Annotated in this window: 12 protein-coding genes, 4 pseudogenes and 1 other annotated feature; of the genes and pseudogenes, 6 read left to right on the top strand and 10 right to left on the bottom strand. The window is 58.2% G+C overall.

Going from position 1 to position 18,218, the window contains the following annotated elements:
* Positions 1-138: 138 nt before the first annotated feature.
* From NKI67_RS23720 to NKI67_RS23710, 3 genes are all read right to left on the bottom strand, one after another.
* Positions 139-942 carry an MIP/aquaporin family protein gene (locus tag NKI67_RS23720; protein WP_352647106.1) on the bottom strand — a complete coding sequence of 268 codons (804 nt, stop codon included), beginning with the start codon at positions 940-942 and terminating at the stop codon, positions 139-141.
* A 94-nt stretch (positions 943-1,036) separates the two neighbouring features.
* Positions 1,037-2,434 (bottom strand): class II fumarate hydratase, encoded by a 1,398-nt coding sequence (gene fumC, locus NKI67_RS23715; RefSeq protein ID WP_352647233.1) that lies wholly within the window; start codon positions 2,432-2,434, stop codon positions 1,037-1,039.
* A gap of 64 nt (positions 2,435-2,498) precedes the next feature.
* Positions 2,499-3,461 (bottom strand): enoyl-CoA hydratase/isomerase family protein, encoded by a 963-nt coding sequence (locus tag NKI67_RS23710; protein ID WP_352647103.1) that lies wholly within the window; start codon positions 3,459-3,461, stop codon positions 2,499-2,501.
* Positions 3,462-3,730: 269 nt separating this feature from the next.
* Here NKI67_RS23710 and NKI67_RS23705 point away from each other — a divergent pair.
* Positions 3,731-4,112: pseudogene (locus tag NKI67_RS23705) on the top strand (hypothetical protein); the annotation flags it as partial.
* Positions 4,000-4,114: a sequence feature (AL1L pseudoknot), on the top strand. It overlaps the preceding pseudogene by 113 nt.
* A 69-nt stretch (positions 4,115-4,183) precedes the next feature.
* Here the strand turns inward: NKI67_RS23705 and NKI67_RS23700 are convergent.
* The 3 genes from NKI67_RS23700 to NKI67_RS23690 form a co-directional block, all read right to left on the bottom strand.
* Positions 4,184-4,798, bottom strand: a complete 615-nt coding sequence (locus NKI67_RS23700) for a response regulator transcription factor (RefSeq protein ID WP_081689599.1) — start codon at positions 4,796-4,798, stop codon at positions 4,184-4,186.
* A 92-nt stretch (positions 4,799-4,890) separates the two neighbouring features.
* Entirely contained in the window at positions 4,891-5,265 is a 375-nt protein-coding gene (locus NKI67_RS23695) for a response regulator (RefSeq protein WP_352647101.1), read from the bottom strand.
* Positions 5,266-7,692 (bottom strand): PAS domain-containing protein, encoded by a 2,427-nt coding sequence (locus NKI67_RS23690; protein WP_352647099.1) that lies wholly within the window; start codon positions 7,690-7,692, stop codon positions 5,266-5,268.
* Between the two features lie 836 nt (positions 7,693-8,528).
* On the opposite strand from NKI67_RS23690, the gene NKI67_RS23685 reads away from it, so the two are divergent.
* The 3 genes and pseudogenes from NKI67_RS23685 to NKI67_RS23675 all read left to right on the top strand — a co-directional run bounded on the left by NKI67_RS23685 (position 8,529) and on the right by NKI67_RS23675 (position 10,085).
* Positions 8,529-9,125 (top strand): redoxin domain-containing protein, encoded by a 597-nt coding sequence (locus NKI67_RS23685; protein WP_352647097.1) that lies wholly within the window; start codon positions 8,529-8,531, stop codon positions 9,123-9,125.
* A 92-nt stretch (positions 9,126-9,217) separates the two neighbouring features.
* Positions 9,218-9,596 (top strand): annotated as a pseudogene (locus NKI67_RS23680) (nuclear transport factor 2 family protein).
* Between the two features lie 18 nt (positions 9,597-9,614).
* Complete coding sequence (locus NKI67_RS23675) at positions 9,615-10,085, top strand: DNA-3-methyladenine glycosylase (protein ID WP_352647094.1); 471 nt, start codon at positions 9,615-9,617, stop codon at positions 10,083-10,085.
* A 442-nt stretch (positions 10,086-10,527) separates the two neighbouring features.
* On the opposite strand, the gene NKI67_RS23670 is transcribed toward NKI67_RS23675, so the two are convergent.
* Positions 10,528-10,893 (bottom strand): response regulator transcription factor, encoded by a 366-nt coding sequence (locus tag NKI67_RS23670; protein WP_027027120.1) that lies wholly within the window; start codon positions 10,891-10,893, stop codon positions 10,528-10,530.
* Complete coding sequence (locus tag NKI67_RS23665; protein WP_352647091.1) at positions 10,890-13,709, bottom strand: PAS domain-containing protein; 2,820 nt, start codon at positions 13,707-13,709, stop codon at positions 10,890-10,892. Before NKI67_RS23665 ends, NKI67_RS23670 begins: the two co-directional genes overlap by 4 nt.
* Before the next feature lie 519 nt (positions 13,710-14,228).
* Between NKI67_RS23665 and NKI67_RS23660 the strand changes: the two genes are divergently transcribed.
* Complete coding sequence (locus NKI67_RS23660) at positions 14,229-15,011, top strand: hypothetical protein (RefSeq protein ID WP_352647088.1); 783 nt, start codon at positions 14,229-14,231, stop codon at positions 15,009-15,011.
* Positions 15,012-15,315: 304 nt separating this feature from the next.
* Here the strand turns inward: NKI67_RS23660 and NKI67_RS23655 are convergent, their stop codons facing one another.
* Positions 15,316-16,614: an epoxide hydrolase family protein gene (locus NKI67_RS23655; protein WP_352647085.1), complete on the bottom strand. Its 1,299-nt coding sequence runs from the start codon at positions 16,612-16,614 to the stop codon at positions 15,316-15,318.
* A gap of 246 nt (positions 16,615-16,860) precedes the next feature.
* On the opposite strand from NKI67_RS23655, the pseudogene NKI67_RS23650 reads away from it, so the two are divergent.
* A pseudogene (locus NKI67_RS23650) lies at positions 16,861-17,881 on the top strand (alpha/beta fold hydrolase).
* Positions 17,882-18,134: 253 nt separating this feature from the next.
* Here the strand turns inward: NKI67_RS23650 and NKI67_RS23645 are convergent.
* Positions 18,135-18,218, bottom strand: a pseudogene (locus NKI67_RS23645) (integrase core domain-containing protein); the annotation flags it as partial.

Here is an 18,218-nt window from a genome sequence, read left to right as displayed (position 1 = left end):
TCAGCAAAGGAGTTAATCCTCTCAGCTAAGGAACAAACGGACTCCGATCGGCTCAAAGAACAATCGGAGAGCTTTGAAACAGGTTGAGACATCTATCCTCGACACATGGCGGAAGGGCGGAAGTTGAGTCCACCGAACTCAGGACTCGTCCTGCGGCGTTCCCATTGCTGCCTGGGCTTCCTGAGCCTTTGCCGGCCCTCGGAGAACCTTAGCAACCAGCACGGCAATGATCGCGCCGGCGACCGGTCCCACGACATAGACCCAGCACGTGGACAGATCGCCCCTCGCCAAGTCGGGTCCGAAAGCACGGGCAGGGTTCATCGCCGCTCCTTCGTAGGGCCCCCCCAGGGTCCCGAGCGACATCACGTAAGCGCCCACGGCAACTGGGACAAACTGGCCATTAAGCTTCGGGCCGTTTGCCATCGAAATCACCATTAAAACCATGCCAAATGTAAGTATGGTCTCGAAGAACACCGCTTGGATGAGTTGTTCAGGTTGCGGGATAGTGGCTGCGAGATTGCCTTCGATGCCGAAGAATGACCGGGCAAGAAATGACCCAGCCGCGGCGGCAATCAACTGCACAACGACGTAGGCCGCGCACATCGGCCAACCCATATCGCCGCGCAAGGTAAACGCAAACGTCATGACAGGATTAAAGTGCGAACTGATGTCGCCGAGAAAATAGATCGCCACGACCAGCCAGAGCGCAGAAATCGCCGACAGGATGAAGGCAGCGATGATGGGCTCGACCTGTATTCCGCCATACAGTACAAGAATCGCCGCGCCTGCCGACAATACGAAGGTCAATCCTGCCGTACCGATAAACTCAGACAGCAGGCGTCGGAATCGGTGCCTGGGACTTTTCCAGTTGGCGTTGAACCGAGGCTGGCCAATCTGCAACGCGAGTGCCGCTTCGCCGAACACGACAGGGGGGACGCTCATGATACTCCTGGACTCCTAGATTGAAAATGATGGTTGCCTTGCCGAAGCCGGCAACGAATGCTGGCGACTCGCGCAAGGCGAACTGACGCGAATCCTAGACGCAGGTCGCGACGTAAGGTTTGACCATTTTCTCTGGGTCAACCGCGTGGTCGAACACCGCTTCGGAAACCAAGCCAAGCATCAGCGCAGCCGCCCTGAGTGTGATATCGTTGTCCATCGCGTAGTGCGCGATCCTCGAAGCCTGGTCGTAGCCGATAACAGGGGAGAGTGCGGTGACGAGCATCAGGGATTCGCTCACATACTGGGCAATCTTCTTCTTATTGGGCTGCGTACCCTCGACCAAGAACCTGCGGAAATTCGTGCAGCTGTCCGTCGTAATCGTGATCGAATGGGCGATGTTATGGATGATCAGCGGCTTGTAGACGTTCATCTCAAGATAACCGCTAGCCCCTCCGAACCCGACCGCGACGTCATTGGCCATTACTTGTACGGCCACCATGGTGAGCGCTTCGGCCTGGGTGGGATTCACCTTGCCGGGCATGATGGAGGAGCCCGGCTCATTCGCAGGTATTATGAGTTCGGCAAAGCCAGCTCGTGGTCCGCACGACATGAGACGGACGTCGTTGCCGATCTTATACAAAGAGGTTGCCAGCGTGCGCATCGTGCCAGAAAACTGCACGAGCGCATCGTGCGAACCCTGAACGGTGAACTTGTTGGGCGCGGTTACAAACGGAAGCTCGGTTAGCTTGGCGATTTCAGCCGCTGCAGCTTCTGCGAAACCTGGTGTGGAGTTGATTCCCGTGCCTACCGCCGTCCCGCCAAGAGCAAGGCGATAGACCCCGCCAAGGGAAGCCTCAAGCCGATCAAGGTCGTCGGCCAGCATTCCGGCATATCCCGACCATTCCTGACCGAGAGTCAGCGGCGTCGCATCCTGCATGTGGGTGCGGCCGATCTTGACAATATCCTTCCATTCCTCCGACTTGGAAAGAATGGCTTCGTAAAGATGCGTGACCGCCGGGATCAGGCGCCGCTTTGTATTGGTCGATGTCGCGATGTACATCGCGGAGGGAAATGAATCATTCGACGACTGCGCCATATTGACATGGTCATTCGGATGGACTGGCGTCTTGCTCCCAAGGGCCGTCCCGACGAGCTGGCAGCATCGATTGGAAATGACCTCATTGACGTTCATATTGAATTGGGTACCGCTGCCAGTCATCCAGACATGAAGCGGAAACATGTCTTGATGCTGTCCGCCAAGAATCTCGTCACATGCCTGCACGATCAGTCGATGGATCTGATCATTGAGCCGCCCGCCCGCGCGGTTTGCATTGGCAGCAGCTTTCTTCAATACGGCATAAGCCGCGATCATTTCGCGTGGGATCAAATCCTTCCCTATGGAAAAATGATCGAGAGACCTTTGCGTCTGGGCTCCCCAGAGTTTGTCCGCTGGGACATCTACCTCGCCCAGGCTATCGATCTCCTTACGCATTTGGGTCACGGTCGGCCCTCCTCATCACGCATGAGGTTGCTCCATCGAATTCCGGCTTCGAACACTATTCTCGATACCTGGCTGTGTATCGCTCCAGGTTCTTCTCGACGTCGCCGGCCTGCTGCAAACCTTCATCGACAAGGTCCTTCACACGCGCCTGCGCTGCAGGTCGTTGCACAGAAGTGATGAATGCGTCCCAACCCGGCTGCATTTCCGAATCCGGGGGCAAACTAGCCTGATTGATGAGCCTCTTGGCGTCAGCGATCGCCTCCCCATCGAACGAAGCGATGCGCTTCGCCAAGGCGTCGACAAATCCGTCCAATTCTGAGTCGGGCAGCGCTCGGTTCACATAACCGTAGCGTTCGGCAAGTTCGCCATCAAAACCCTCGGCACCTATCAACATCTCAATAGCGCGGCCGCGACCAATTAGACGGGGCAGCCGAGCCATCGGGCCGCCGCCTGGGACGAAACCGGCGCCGACTTCAAATTGCGACAGAACCGCCTTCTCCCGACTTGCAAAACGCATGTCCGCCGCGAGCGCAAGCTCGCTGCCGATGCCACTCGCCCGTCCACGAATTGAAACAATCGTCGCTGCCCTCAGGCGGCTGAGGCGCACCATGACGTCAGGTACGGGATGCATGCCCGTTGGCCCCGGCTTCATCCCGGTGGACTCATTAAGGGGACTCAGCAGATCGTAGTGAGCGATGAAATAGCCTGGCACCGCGCTGTCGAACACTACAACCTTGACCCTCGCATCCGCTTCAATCTGGCCAACAATGTTTGCAAGCTCGCGAACTTCGGACGGACCAACGATATTGAGCGGCGGATTATTGAAAGTGACTTCCCAGTAGGCCTCACTCTTGCGTGTCAGCCGGATCTTCTCCGTCGTTGTACTCCCTTTCGCTGCAACTGCTGCGTTAGCAGCACTGGGCACGTTTGATTCCTCTCCGAAGACGTGCGCAGACCCTTCCAGGACCGCGACAACAGAAAAGAGCAACGCCCACTTTTGAAGTTTGTAATGTTTCATAACCACCTTGACCTCGTTAAACGTTTAAACCCGCACTATCCCCCATGGTTAAATCGCAGTACGCGCGCCGAAAAACCGCCAATCACCGCATTTTTCTCACCATCTTCTAATTGGAATCGTTGTTTGCTTCGTACACAGCAGTAAGTGCGCGAAGATCGCGAGCAGGGCGATAGTACGATGGTGTCGTCAATACCTTGGGATTGATGGGGCTTCGCACCGCGCGATGGCGTTGAATTGAACCGCCCCGGCTTGATCGGAGGCTCCAACTCCTGAGAAGGTGGGGCCATGACAAGCAAGACGACCAACAGTTCTCTGCCGAGGATCACGAAGGCGAGCATGCCTCGCAGTGGCGGCGGTCTCGTCGATCGCCGCCAAGATCGGCTGCACGGCGCAGACGCTGCATGAGTTGGTGAAGAAGGCCGAGCCCGACAGTGGCGTGCGAGCCGGTGTGCCTACGGATGTGGCGACGAAACTCAAGGCTTTGGAACGCGAGAACCGCGAGCGTCGCCAGGGGCAACGAGATCCTTCGCAAGGCTTCCGCGTATTTTGCCCAGGCGGAGCTCGACCGCCGGTTCAAGCCATGATCACGTTCATCGACGATCACCACGAGGCGCTGGCGTCGAGCCGATCTGGAATGCGCTGCCGATCGCCCTCATGCGAAACGGCCTCCGGAAAACCCGGGGCGGTTCAATTCAATACGCCGGGCGCGGGAAGGGCCACTACTAGGCGATGCCGAGCCGGGCCGCCATGTTCACCAGCTCGGCCAGCGATCGGGCCTGCATCTTGCGCATAGCCTGGCCACGATGTGCCTTGACTGTGATTTCGCTGATGCCAAGCTCAAAGCCGACCTGCTTATTCAAGAGACCACGCACGACCAGTGTCATAACCTCTTGCTCGCGTCGGCTGAGCGATGCACAGCGATCCCTAAGGGCGTGCAAATCAGAGTCCAGAGCAAGTGCGGTCTTGCTTTTTTCTAATGCCAGCTTGATCGCACCCAAAAGTTCCTCGTCGTCGAATGGTTTGGTTAGAAACTCGACAGCCCCAGCCTTCATCGCTTTAACCGTCATCGGTACGTCCCCGTAGCCGGTTATGAAGATGATGGGCATGTCGGTACGATCAACGGAAATGAGGCTCTGCAGGTCAAGCCCACTCAGATCAGGAAGGTTCACGTCGAGGATCAGACAGTTCGCAACCAGCGAACGTGACCGATCGAGGAACGCCTTTGCTGAGGCGAACGTCTCTGGTCGCCAGCCGACAGAGCAGATGAGTAGTTCCAACGATTCGCGTACCGAAACGTCGTCGTCTACGATGAATACGACAGGTGTTTCGTCCGACATGGATGATGATCTCGCCGCACCGTCTCGTTGAACCGCTAGATAAGAGTACATCGCAATTATCCTCCTGAGATGGCATTAACAATCCACCAGGTTCAAGGATCACCGAGCGCCGAACCGAGGGCGTCCTGAAGGACCTGATCGCTGAACGGCTTGAACAAACACTCCACTGCACCCCGGTCGATGAGACCCTGCCGAATCGTGCTATCCCTTTGCGCGGTGATATAGACGATCGGAATCATCTTTCTGCGACGCGCCAGCTCGACTTGCAGCTCTGGTCCCGTCATGCCAGGCATGGCAACATCGAGAATGAGGCACTTGGTCTTATCGACGGCATCAGACGCGAGGAACTCCTTCCCTGAAGAGAATGTCTTCACGCTAAAGCCGAACTCCTGCAGCAAATCTGGCAAGGACTCGCGTACCGATTTATCGTCATCGACCACCGACACGAGTGCATGCGTAAGTTTCATCTAACCCCCACTGGTGTTTGAGCATCGCCGATCTCGGAGACCCGTGCTTAGATTCGCATCCTCTGCCGAGCGATACTTGGAGTACTCGGGTACGGAAAACGTAAACGTAGCACCCGGGCCGTCATTCGCTGTCGCCCACAGGCGCCCGCAATGGTTATCGATAATGGAGCGGCTGACGGACAAGCCTATCCCCATGCCTTCGTTCTTGGTTGTGTAGAAAGCCTCGAAGAGCCGCTCCGGACCATCGGCGCCGAACCCCGTGCCTGCATCTTCCACCGAGAGACGCACACCATCATCTTCGTCGTGTTCAGTTCTGATGACCAACCGCCTGGGCCGATCATTGACCCCACTCATCGCATCCGCCGCATTTCGCACCAGGTTCATAATCACTTGTTGAAGTTGGACGTGGTCGCCGGCGACGAGCGGAAGCCCCTCAGAAAGTTGAGGGTGTAGAACCACGCGACCTCTCTGAAGGTCACCCGCCGACAATGCTATTACCTCGCGTGCAGCCTCGTTCAGATCTACCGCCTCGATCGTAGGGGCTCGTTTGCTGAAGAGCCCACGCAATCGCGCGATCACATCGGCGGCAAGGTTGCCGTCGCGTATGGTGCGATGTGCCGTCTCGCGTGCGCCGTCAACATTTGGCGGGTCGGCGGCCAACATCCGAAGGCAGGTACTGGCGTTCGTGATGATGCCCGATAGCGGCTGATTGACTTCATGAGCTATCGAGGCGGTCAGCGCTCCGAGGCTCGAAACCCTGGTGACATGTGCGAGTTCAGTTCGAGCCTTGCCAAGCGCTTCCTCCGCCTGCCGGCGCTCTGTGACGTCCTGAACTGCGGTAAGGCATTCCACCCGGCCATCCTGATGACGGATAACCCGGCCGAATGTGCGTAGATACTTGACCCTGTTATCCAACATTCGTAGCCGAATCTCATAGCCCAGATAGCCCTCACCTGAGCGAACCCGGGCCATTTGCGCAGTTAGGGATGGAATATCGTCGGCGTGGATTCGCTCACGGATCTGCTCAAGCGTCACTGGGGAATTCGGGTCGAATTCAAAGATACGATAAAGTTCTTCGGAAAATGCGATATCGTCTGTGTCCACGCGCCATGAGAAGGCCCCGGTGGAACTCAGACGTTGAGCTTCCGAGAGCAAAGTTTTGGTCTGCCTAAGCGCGGCTTCGACCAGGGAACGCTCGATAGCGATGCTGGCGATCTGTGTGGCGTGCGCGATGAGATCCTGGTGGTGCGGCGATGGGGTCGCTGGCTTTCGTTGAACGATGCAAAAGGTGGCTAGCACCCGCCCTTCTCTGGAACAGACCGGCGTGCTCCAAACCGACCTATATCCGTGCTGCAGAACATGGGCCCGAACAGGCGAGGTATACCAGCGTGGATCTGATTCGATGTCCACCGCGACCACCTGTATGTTTTGAAAAGCCGCTATGCCGCACGGCAACAACTCGCCGCTGACAGGCATCCCCGCAATCGGGTCGCTGTAGGCAGACGGCAGAGAAGGAGCCACGGCATATTCAAATGTGGAGCTGATCCAATCGATCATGTGAACGTCACAAAAGCAATCAGGCGCAGCCCTTTCAATAAATTCGCACAACGCGCTTAGAACGTCGCGGAGCAAACTGCCTGATACGATCATCTCCAGCAGCTGTTTTTCGCCCGCGAGGAAAGCTTCCGCCCGTTTCCGACCCTCAATGTCGTGGCTCATACCGTACCAGCGAATCACTTTACCGGCTTGGTCATGGAGCGGCACGCGACGGGCAATCTGCCAGCGATACGTACCATCGACCGCTCGCACTCGGTACTCAAGTTCGAACGGTTCTCCAGTCGCGAGACATGTGCGCCATTTGCTCTCTTCGAGTTCAATGTCATCCGGGTGGATTGCGCCCCTCCAACCACCATTCGCCACATCCTCAGCAGAGAGCCCCGTGTACTCGCGCCCCCGCTTGTTGATAGAAATTCCTGCTCCATCGGCGCCATACGCGGCAACCAGCGCCGGTATTCCGTCGATGGTCCGTTGTAGCTCGCCCTCAGCTTCGACGGCCTTGTCCCCAGCCCGCTTCCGCTCATCGATGTCAGTGTTCACCCCATACCATTTGACGATGTTTCCAGACTCGTCTCGCAATGGATTAGCGCGCACAAGAAACCACCGATAACTTCCATCAAATCGGCGCAATCTCGCTTCGGTCTCCCCCGCATTACCCGAGGCTATGATTGTCTGCCATGTGGCGATCAGGCCATCCAGGTCGTCAGTATGGACCGCAACCGTCCACCCCCAGCCCCTCGCCTGCTCGCTGGAGAGACCGGTGTAGTCTAGATAGTGCTGACTCACAAACTCAGTCGGGCCGTCAGGCCGAGCTGACCACGCCATCGCAGGAATGCTATCGATGATGAGTTTGAAATTGTGACTTGTCACGAGGGCTTCCTCGCTTTTGCACAATGCTTCTTCTGTTCTGCAACGGTCACGTGAAAGACCCCATCGTCGTCGTTGACGAAAGCACACGCATGACGCTCTTCCCCGAGTTCAGATCCCAACGAAGGAAACGGGTGCGGCGGTTTTCTTCATGACCGTTGTCGCCTACTACCCCCACCGGCACACCATGGCCCCGGACAACACAAACGTCTATTATGCCTTGGTGTTGATTTTTGTTGGCGGTGATCGAAATGCCCGATGGAAAAACCAAACCCCCTCAAGGCAATGAAAGCCATTGTCTGCGATCGACGATCGCCCGGTAAGGGCGACTTTCTGGTCCTCCACCGCTTGTGGCCAAATATCGAAGCTACCTTCAGCCCACAACCTTCTTGATCCAACTCGACAGATGCTGCATCGGCCAAGACGGACGTGTGGGGAGACCCTCCGAGCTGCTGGCTCGAGAATGGCCACTCCTCTTCGACAGTGCCACCGGTTACCTGCCAATAACCTCACCCTCGCTGGTGAGCGGAGCACCCCTCCCACCGCATAAACTCTACCTCGGGACATTAGTGGAAGAGCGGCTGTCCAAGCTGCACCAATGCATTGACACCAACGCAAGGCTTTGGGCCGACTGCGGGCAGCCGGTATTGGATGATAATATCGCCGAGACCATGGTATCGAGCCGGGATTGAGAGACTTGCCTAGTTGCGACCGCCGTTACCATCCAATGGTATTGGAACACTATCGTATAAATAGATTTAAGGCCCCTCCTGCGTTTTGTATCGCTTTCCTGGTCAGATTACCGGCTTGAATTTATGACCTAATCAATGAGGGATAATATGCGGTCCGATATCGTTCCCGGGTCTGTTTTTCCGAACTATGAACTCTCGGATCATGCTGCCACGCGACAAACACTTTCCGAGTTGCAGGGACGAGACCCCCTGGTCCTCGTTCTCGGTAGGGGTGGGTATTGTCCCAGGGACCGCCGGCAGGCTGAAGGGCTTGTCCAGCTACACCGTGAGATGGAAGTTGGTTATTGCCGGCTTGTCACCATTACGACGGACAATCTTCTGGAGACGAACGAGTATCGTTCTGGCGTAGGCGCCCATTGGCCTTTTCTCTCGGACCCGGGGCGCGTTGTGCAGCAGGACCTCGATATCGCCGAGTACACGGATCCCTCCCACAACCCCATGATCCCACACGTTATCGTCATGGAGCCGGGCCTTATCGTCTATAAGGTATACAATGGGTATTGGTTTTTCGGGCGACCCACCGTGGAGGAACTGCGGCAGGACATGCGAGCGGTGACCATGAAATGCCGGCCGGACTGGGACATCACGGCGCCGGAACTCAGGGTTGCGTGGCAGATGGGTCGTAAGGAGCTTTTTTATCCCTATGGAGAGACGCTTGCTCAAACACTTCGGGAACAGGAATGAAGAAGATTGTCGGTGCGCGAACCGGGTTGGCGATGTGACAAGCTTTGGCTGCTGTGCGAGGTTTTTGCCTCAGGGGGCTAAGGAGATTTACAGTGGAAGATCGGGAGATACGAGCGGCTCTGGATCGCATTGGGGCGTCTCCGATGCGAATGATTTCGAGGGGGAGCACCAGATTTATCGGGAGGACGCGGTGCTCGACTATCCGCAATCGGGCGAGCGCGTGCGTGGGCTGCGCAACACTCAGTCGTCTCGTGCCGGGCAGCCAAACCGGAAGCGCTTCACGGTGCGACGGATCATGGGCGCAGGCGACCTCTGGGTCACTGAGTATGCCCTGGCCTATAACGGGCGGCCGTCCTACACAATGAGCATCATGCAGTTCCTCGATGAGGAAGTGGCCCGAGAGGCGCAGTATTCGGCGATCCATTTGAGCCGAGGCGGTCGCGCGCGCAATGGGTCAAGCGTACACCCTGAAACCTGGCCGCGATAAGGGTGGTCCGCCCGCTCGCTCGCGCGGAACTGCCGAATGATACGGCCGCTCTCGCGCGTCATCTCGTTGGGAAGGTGGTGGTGCGTGAATTGCCGGAAGGCGTCGCCAGCGGTCGCATTGTCGAGACCGAGGCCTATGTCGTCGGCGACGCCGCCGGGCATGGCTACCGGGGGATGACCCCGCGCAATCGTTCGCTGTTTCTCGAGCGCGGACACGCGTATGTCTATCTCGCCTACGGTGTCTCGTACATGCTGAATGTCTCGAGCGAGATGCAAGGGATCGGAACCGGCGTGCTGATCAGGGCTTTTGAGCCGCTCGAAGGCGTGGGGATCATGCGGCTCAACCGCGGCATCGAGCGCCTGCGCGACCTGGCGCGAGGACCGGGAAGGCTCTCTGCTGCGCTGCGGATTGATCGTTCGCTCGACGGCCTCGATCTTTGCCGGAAGGGGCCCTCTATGGCTCGGACGCGATGACCACGGCCTGGCATGCGATGACCCCGACGCCGGTGAAATCGGGCAGAGCATCAGGATCGGCATTTCGAAGGATGCGAACCGCCTGCAGCGCTTTTATGTCAGGGAGAGTCCGTTCGTCAGCGGCCCACGAGCGCTCAGGGGATAAGAGACAGCCGCCCCTCCTGCTTCCTGAAAGAAAAGCCGGGTTCGAAACTCCGATGGCCCGAAGGCGATCCCTCTCACTGCATGAAATCCTCGGCGGCATACAATGCTTCAGTGTGACCCCGCCGCGTAGGATCAGTCATCGCGAAGCTCAGGAATGAAGCGCAGAGCGAAATGTCCGCGGCCATTCTCCGCGTCAAAGATCGTGACCGAACCGCGAGACTCGCGAGGGTTTCGGGAGGTGCTGTGGGCAGCGGGTAGAGCACGGTCCGAGGGCGACGTGCGCACCATCCTGAACCCGCTAGTGGAGAACAGCGTTGAGCGCATCAAGCAGCGCAGTATCAGTAAACGGTTTTAGAAGACATTCGGTTGTTCCGCTCTGACGCAGACGGTGACAGATCCGATCATCGCCATGTGCTGTGATAAAAACGATCGGAATCTGCCGACCTTGGAGCGCTAGCTCGCGTTGGAGCTCGATGCCGGACATACCAGGCATTGCGATGTCAAGGACCAAACAATTGGTTTGATCGACCCGTTTAGAAGCCAAGAATTCCTCTGCCGAGGAGAATGCCTCGGCTTCATGGCCAAAGACACCGATTAGATCCGGCAGAGACTCGCGAATGGACTCATCGTCGTCGACAACAGCGATATATGCTCGTCGTATCATTGTGGATTTCCAGTACTATCCGCCGAATTCGGCGGGACGTGCTTAGAATTATCGACTGATGTTCCCGCAATCAGAGAAGGAACGGAGAAGTAGAATGCGGAGCCAAGGCCGTCGTTACGCTCAGCCCAAACACGCCCCTGATGATTCTCGATTATGGTTTTGCTAACCGACAAGCCGATGCCCATTCCGTTGGTTTTGGTCGTATAGAACGAGCCGAAGAGCTTCTCGGCCACAGCGGGATCGAAACCGCTGCCGGCGTCCTTGACCGAAACCCTAACATGGCCCGTTCGTTCCAGCTCAGTTGAGACCAACAATTCTCTCGGCCGATCCATCACTTCATCCATTGCCTCGGCGCCATTCAGTATGAAGTTAAGGACTACTTGCTGTAGCTGGACGCGGTCACCTATTACGTGCGGTAGATTTTGAGCAAAATTGACGCGAAGGCTTACATTGCGTTTGTGTAATTCGTTCGATGACAATGCAACTACCTCTTGTGCGGCGGTATTCAGGTCCACGACCTCAGAAATCGTGGTTCTTTTGGTGAAGAGGGCGCGTAGCCGAGAAATTACCTCCGATGCACGCTGAGCATCTCTGATTGTTCTCGTTGCAGTTTCACGAGCCCCGTCGACATTCGGCGGTTCGGCAGTCAGCATGCGCAGGGCCGTACCGGCGTTCGTCATGATGCCAGCCAAAGGCTGATTTAGCTCGTGGGCAATCGATGCTGTAAGCTGACTCATGGTCATCACCCGCGTCATGTGAGCGAGCGCCGCCTGGGTCTCCCGGAGTTCGTCTTGCGCCTCTTTCCAGTCATGCATGTCGACACATACGCCATGCCACTTGAGGATTCGCCCTTCTTCATCACGCAGCGGTAGACCGGTGGTTAGACACCAGCGAAACGAACGGTCGGCAGCGTGGACGAGGCGCGCTTCGACCTGATAAGGCGTGCCGGTCGCGACACTCGTGGACCACGCGCGCGTAGCTTGAGCGAGATCATCCGGATGAACGAGACTTCTCCAACCGTCGCCCGTGATTTTGCCGGCAGCCACTCCGGTATAGTCGAGCAAACGCGTGTTGCAGTAGTCAATCGCCCCGTCAGGTTTGGCGCTCCATAGCATCTGAGGAATGGTCTCCGTGAGATGACGCAGATTCCATTCGCTGGCGCGCAACTTCTCCTCTGCACGCTTCAATTCCTCGATATCTATCGTAACTCCGAACCACTTGACGGCCCCCGCTTCATCACGAAGCGGATTTGCCCGAAATAAAAACCAACGGTACTCCCCGTCGAAACGACGAAAGCGGGCTTGTACTTCACCAGCACGCCCCGAAACTAACAAGTCCTTCCAGACACCGGCGCTTGCCTCACGATCGTCCTGATGAACCACGGCTGACCAAGGCCAGTCCTGCATCTGGTCCCGCCCAATTCCGAGATATTCGAGATAGCCGCTATTGAGGAAATCGGTGCTACCATCCGCACCAGCCGACCAAACGTAGACCGGAATCGTATCGATGATTTGTGCGAGGGTCCGCTCGCTTGCTGCAATAGCCGATTCGGCCGCCTTTCGATCATGGATATCGATACAACTGCCGTACCATCGCAGGATTCGACCGAAGTCGTCATGGAGCGGCAACGCATTGGTCAAGACCCAGCGATAGCTGCCGTCGGCAGCATGGAACGTTCGCACTTCGACCTGATAGGGCGCCCCATTCTCAATGCAAGCAAGCCAGACTTTCCTGGCCCGTTCGACATCGTCGGCGTGTAGCATTTTGATCCAACCACCGCCGATGATTTCATCGACCGAGAACCCGGTGTAATCCAACAAACGCGCATTGCAGTAGTCAATGGATCCATCCGGCGTAGCGCTCCACAGCATCTGAGGGATGGTTTCGGTTAGCTGGCGAAGGTTCCACTCACCGGCACGCAGCGCTTCCTCGACCTTTTTGCGATCTTCGATGTCGATGTTGACACCAAACCATTTGACGACTCCGCCAGCCTCGTCGTGCAGAGGATTTGTGCGAAACAGAAACCAGCGGTACTCCCCGTCGAAGCGCTTGAGCCTAGCCTCCGCTTCACCTGCCTGACGTGAAGCCAACATCGCATGCCAACTCGCAATCAACCCCTCTAGATCCTCCGGATGAACTGCCTTCACCCAGCCCGCCCCAAGCGCCTCGTCGAGCGTAAGCCCAACGTAGTCGAGGTAGTGCTGGTTGAAGAAATCGGCCGAGCCATCGATCCGGGCCGACCACGCTAGAGCCGGAATCGTGTTTACGAATTGCGCGAGATTACGCTCGTTTGCAGCGAGCGCTCGCTCTGCATGGGCAAAGCGTTTCTGTTCGCTGAGTTGTGAAGCCGCCTGCAAGCCGATCGTCGCCTGGGCGGCCGCGACACTCAGAAGAACTGTCTCGGTCTCGCGCGGGAAATCCTCCCGCCGCGATCCTGTCACCAGCAGCCCGAACTCTCCAAGCACGCCGAGGCGCATAGGCAGGATCGTAAGAACACTGCCGCCAGCCGTAAGTCGTTGCGGCGCCCCGGCGGTCGTCAAGGGTGCGAGCATCGCCCCGAAATCCTCCGCTGTGGCCACGCTTCGCGCCCATTGTGATAGCCGCGTTATCTTGAGTGGCGGGTCGTCGCTCGCATCCTTCAAGTGCAAGTGGGCGAAGTCGAGATCCAGCATGCCGAAAACCAAGTCAAGTAATTGACCGGCGATCAGGGATGGCTCGCGACCAACCCATTTGCTGGGCAGCGCCATAACGCTGCCCAGATCGCTGAGACAGCGCTGAAGCCGTTTATTCTCAGCGAGGAGAACGTCGGTATGCATGATCAGCTTGCAGTTCGTTGCGAGAGCGCTTTGTCAGTTCGGCGTTGAAACAGTCCTTGAAGAGACTCTTGCGTGGTGGCGAACAAAGGATTTTGCTAAAGGATAGCAAACTGACCGACCTATGGGTCGGCGCCGGCAGTTGTGCGAGGGTTTAAGTCGTCAATGCGCTCCACTGATAATTGCATGAAAACGCGATATCCTTGGTCCTGACTATTGAAGAATCACAAACGCCAGGCACTCGATCCAGTTGAACGCCCCGAACCAGCATAGGCTGCGCTGACGTAGCCACCTAACTCCCCAAGCGCGGGACTTTGATGCCCCAATAGCTAACGCTGCCCCCTCCCATTCCGAAAATCCATAGCACCTTGGTATCGGTCTGGGTTTTTTTCCGTCGGTGGTTGGGCAAAGGCTCGATCAAAAGGATGCGGAACATTCGCGTCCTCTCTCCCCTTCTTTAGAGATGATTTCGTTGAGACGCAGCATTTCAACGCTTCACTCGAAGTCATGCAATTGCGAAATATGGCAACCTTCGAAAACCCGGCCGAGGAGGTCAAGCACCTTCAGCGATCGATGGGAGATCTTGTCAACCTCACGGCGCTTCCTGCCATGTGGATCGGTGGCGACTGGCTGCTTGTGACGGAACCCTTGCTGGACGCATTGCTCGGCATGCTCCGTGTCAATTTCGTCTGCGTACTTCTCATGACGGCAGTGGCGGCATCAGCAACCTGGTCAGCCTCGCACATTCGCTGGGCGAGACCCTTCAGCCCGGCGAGACTGGCACGGCGTTGTCCGGGGCGCTCGGAGGGCTTGTTTGCAGTGGCCGACTGCCGGGCGTGTATCGGCGTTGACGACGTCGAGTTCTCGATCGCGACAGTGCCAATCGGGGTGAGAGAGACCTGCAATATCGTCGGGATCACAGCACCGGCTTCTGCCGGCGAAACCGATCGGCTCCTGTTGCGTGTCGCAGCGAACCAGGCAGCGCTGCCATTTCAGGCTCGCCTGCCCGACGCACAGAAGCGCGTCGCCAGCGGTCTTGACGAACACGTCGTCCAGCGGACGGCCGAGCTTGCTCAAGCCAACGAAGCACTGCGGAGGGACAGCGGGCCGCGGGGGCGGTTCGCGACGCTGAGCTTGCTTGGCGGTTCGGTCATCGGCGGCATCCCGCCTCCACTGCGACATGGTCGGCCCGCGGGAGGGTGGAAACCGTCAACCGCCAGATTGTCGAATACACTGGCTGCGAACTGGACGAGACGGAATTCAAACGACCAATGCCACAGGCCTCGGCATCGGGCTCTCCATTAGCCGCTCAATCGCTGAGCACCACAAAAGCACATCTGGGCGAGCCCAAATACCGGCCCGGGAGCTAGCTTCTCATTTGCCATCCCTTACATCTCGAACAAATCCGCAGCAGCTGAAACCGCTGCACACACGCAAAGCGCGGCTACCCAGTCACACCTTGAGGGGCGCCGATGACCAACCGTCCGCTTGTGGCGATCATCGACAATGGCGTCATGAAGCACACGCGACCACTCGCCTTTACGAGCACGGCGGGCCGCCGCGCACACCCCCTTACCTGGGCCGGGGGCCAGATCTGCACTGGAACTGGTCAGGCGCTATGGAACGACCCGAACGCGGCCCGAAGCTCGTTTGCGAAAACCTTCGGCTGTTCCCAGGCCGCGAAATGACCGCCTTTCGGGAGCCGGTTGTAGTAAATCAGCTCGGGATAGGCCTTCTCGGCCCAGCTGCGCGGCGCCGTGTAGATCTCGTCGGGGAATGCACTCACGGCGGTCGGGAGCGGCACGCCTTTCGGCGCGAAGAAGGCCAGTTTGCTTTCCCAGTAGAGGCGCGCCGACGAGACCGCAGTGTTGGTCAGCCAGTAGAGCGCGATGTTGTCGACAATATCTTCCTTGGACAGACCCTCGGACTTTCCGTCGAAGACGCGGGCGATCAGGTCGTAGCTGCGTGCATCGTGGTCGAGCATCCAGGCTGCCAGGCCGACAGGTGAATCCGCCAGCGCGTACAGCGTCTGCGGACGGTTTGCCATCTCCTGGGCGTAGGCCAGCCCATGCCTCCAAAAGAAATCGAGCTGATCCCAGGCATAGCGTTCGTCAGCCGACAGCCCGGACGGCGCGGGGCCGCCCGCCGCCAGCGCACTGGACACCTCATCCGGTAAGGTGGCCGGCATGTTCGTGTGGATGGCGATCAGGCCCGGCGGCGTCTGCAAGGCCATCTGCTCGGTGACGGCATTCCCCCAATCACCGCCCTGCGCCACATACCGCGTGTATCCCAGGCGGGTCATCAGCTCGCCCCAGGCCCGCGCGATCCGGATTGGATCCCAGCCGGCCGCGGTCGGCTTCCCAGAGAAGCCGTGTCCTGGCAGTGACGGGATGACAAGATCAAAGGCGTCGGCGGCGCTCCCCCCGTGGGCCGTCGGATCGGTCAGGGGACCGATGATCTTCAGCTGCTCGATGATCGAGCCGGGCCATCCATGGGTGACGATGGCTGGCAGCGCGTTCGCATGCTTCGAGCGAATATGGATGAAGTGAATATCCAGCCCGTCGATCTCGGTCACGAACTGCGGCAAGCCGTTCAGGTAGGCCTCGCATTTGCGCCAGTCGTATTCGGTCCGCCAATAATGCACGAGCGCCTGCATCGTCGCGAGCCGAACCCCTTGGGTGGCGTCTTTCACCGTCTCGCGTTCGGGCCAGCGCGCCGCTTTGAGACGCCGCTGGAGGTCGTCGAGATCCGCGTCCGCAACGTGGATACGGAACGGACGGATGGCAGCAGATCCGCCGCTCGTCGAAACGGTCTCGGCGAAACCTGCGGAGGTGATCATTGCAATAGCCCCCGCAGCGGATGCTGCGAGGACTTCCCGGCGGGTGGACATCGAAGATATTGGTGACATCTGTACCTCCTCATGACTTGGTCAAAGCTGCTCGCGACGAGCCAGCATCAATCCATGAGGCCAGTAAGTTCCGGTCGGCTCTATTGGACGTTGGTATCGCCGACACCTTGGTATGCCTCCGTTAACTCATCTCCCGGCAGCGCCGAGGTCCGCCACGAGACCTCGGGGCCGTCCTCGTCGGTACAAAGGTATCGGCGATACCTCGGTCCAATGGAGCCGGACTTCAGAGCCAAGGACAATGCATGAATGAACAAGAATGGACTTTTCTCGGTTGTCGGATCCCGCCGCGATGTCTTGTTGGCCGGCCTAAGCGCAGCAGTTGCAGCCGGTCTGCCCGTCACTGGTGCGACTCGGACTACCCGAAGCAAGACCTTCCCACCTCCCAATCAAATAAAGGAACGAAAACGATGAGCACAATCACAACCAAGGACGGTACCGAACTTTATTACAAGGACTGGGGCAAGGGCCGGTTGTGACGTTCTCGCACGGCTGGCCGCTGAATTCCGACGCCTGGGACGGCCAAATGCTGTTCCTCGCGCGAAACGGTTTCCGTGTGGTTGCGCACGACCGACGCAGCCATGGGCGGTCGAGCCAAGCCTCGTCCGGCAACGATATGAACGGCTATGCCGACGATCTCGCAGCCGTGATCGAGGCGCTGGATCTTCAGGACGCCACGCTGGTCGGACATTCGACGGGAGGAGGCGAGGTCGCTCGCTATATCGGACGGCACGGGACCAGGCGGGTCGCCAAGGCTGTTCTTATCGCCGCCGTTCCACCGATCATGCTCAAGACCGAGGCCAATCCGGAGGGACTGCCGATCCAGGTCTTCGACGGCATTCGCGCCGGCCTCGTCAAGGAGCGGTCGCAATACTACAAGGATCTGGCCGTCGCATTTTACGGCGCCAACCGGGAGGGCACCAAAGTCTCGCAGGGCATGCTCGACCAGTTCTGGCTCTGGAGCATGCAGGCCGGCCTGCTCAACGCCTACGAAAGCGTCAAGGCATTCTCCGAGACGGACTTCTCCCAGGATCTGAAAAAATTCGATGTCCCGACGCTGGTTCTGCACGGGGAAGACGATCAGATCGTCCCGGTCGATGATTCGGCGCGGAAGTCGGCGAAGCTGTTCAAGGGCGCGAAGAACATCTACTACCCGGGCGCGCCTCACGGCATTACAGCCACGCACCAGGATCAGATCAACGCCGACCTGCTCGCCTTCATCACAAATCAGGATCGCGCGTCGTCAGCAATTCCGTGGAGGAGCCAATGACCATCTTTGGCAACCTTTCGCGGATCTTGAACCGCGTGTCAGGCGGCGCGCGCGGCCAAACGTTGTGCGCTCGCATAGCCGAGCGGTCGCCTGAATGCTGGTTCTGTCAGCTTATGTCACGGATCGTAGAGCCGAACCATTGCGCCATCGAGCTGGCGCGCTGGCATAGGCGCGGAACATACGTTGCGGCACGGCTGCCGTACGGGTAGCCACGGCCGCCAATGACAACGTATGGAGCCTATGCGGTAACTGGAGCCAGCGAAGTAAACAGCGTCTCGTTGAGCAGTTCATCGCGTAGTCGGCCGTTGAAGCTCTCGATGAAGCCATTATCCGGCAT

This window comes from Mesorhizobium sp. M0408 (assembly GCF_040321495.1).
Classification (GTDB): Bacteria; Pseudomonadota; Alphaproteobacteria; order Rhizobiales; family Rhizobiaceae; genus Mesorhizobium.
This window is presented reverse-complemented; position numbering and strand designations above follow the sequence as displayed.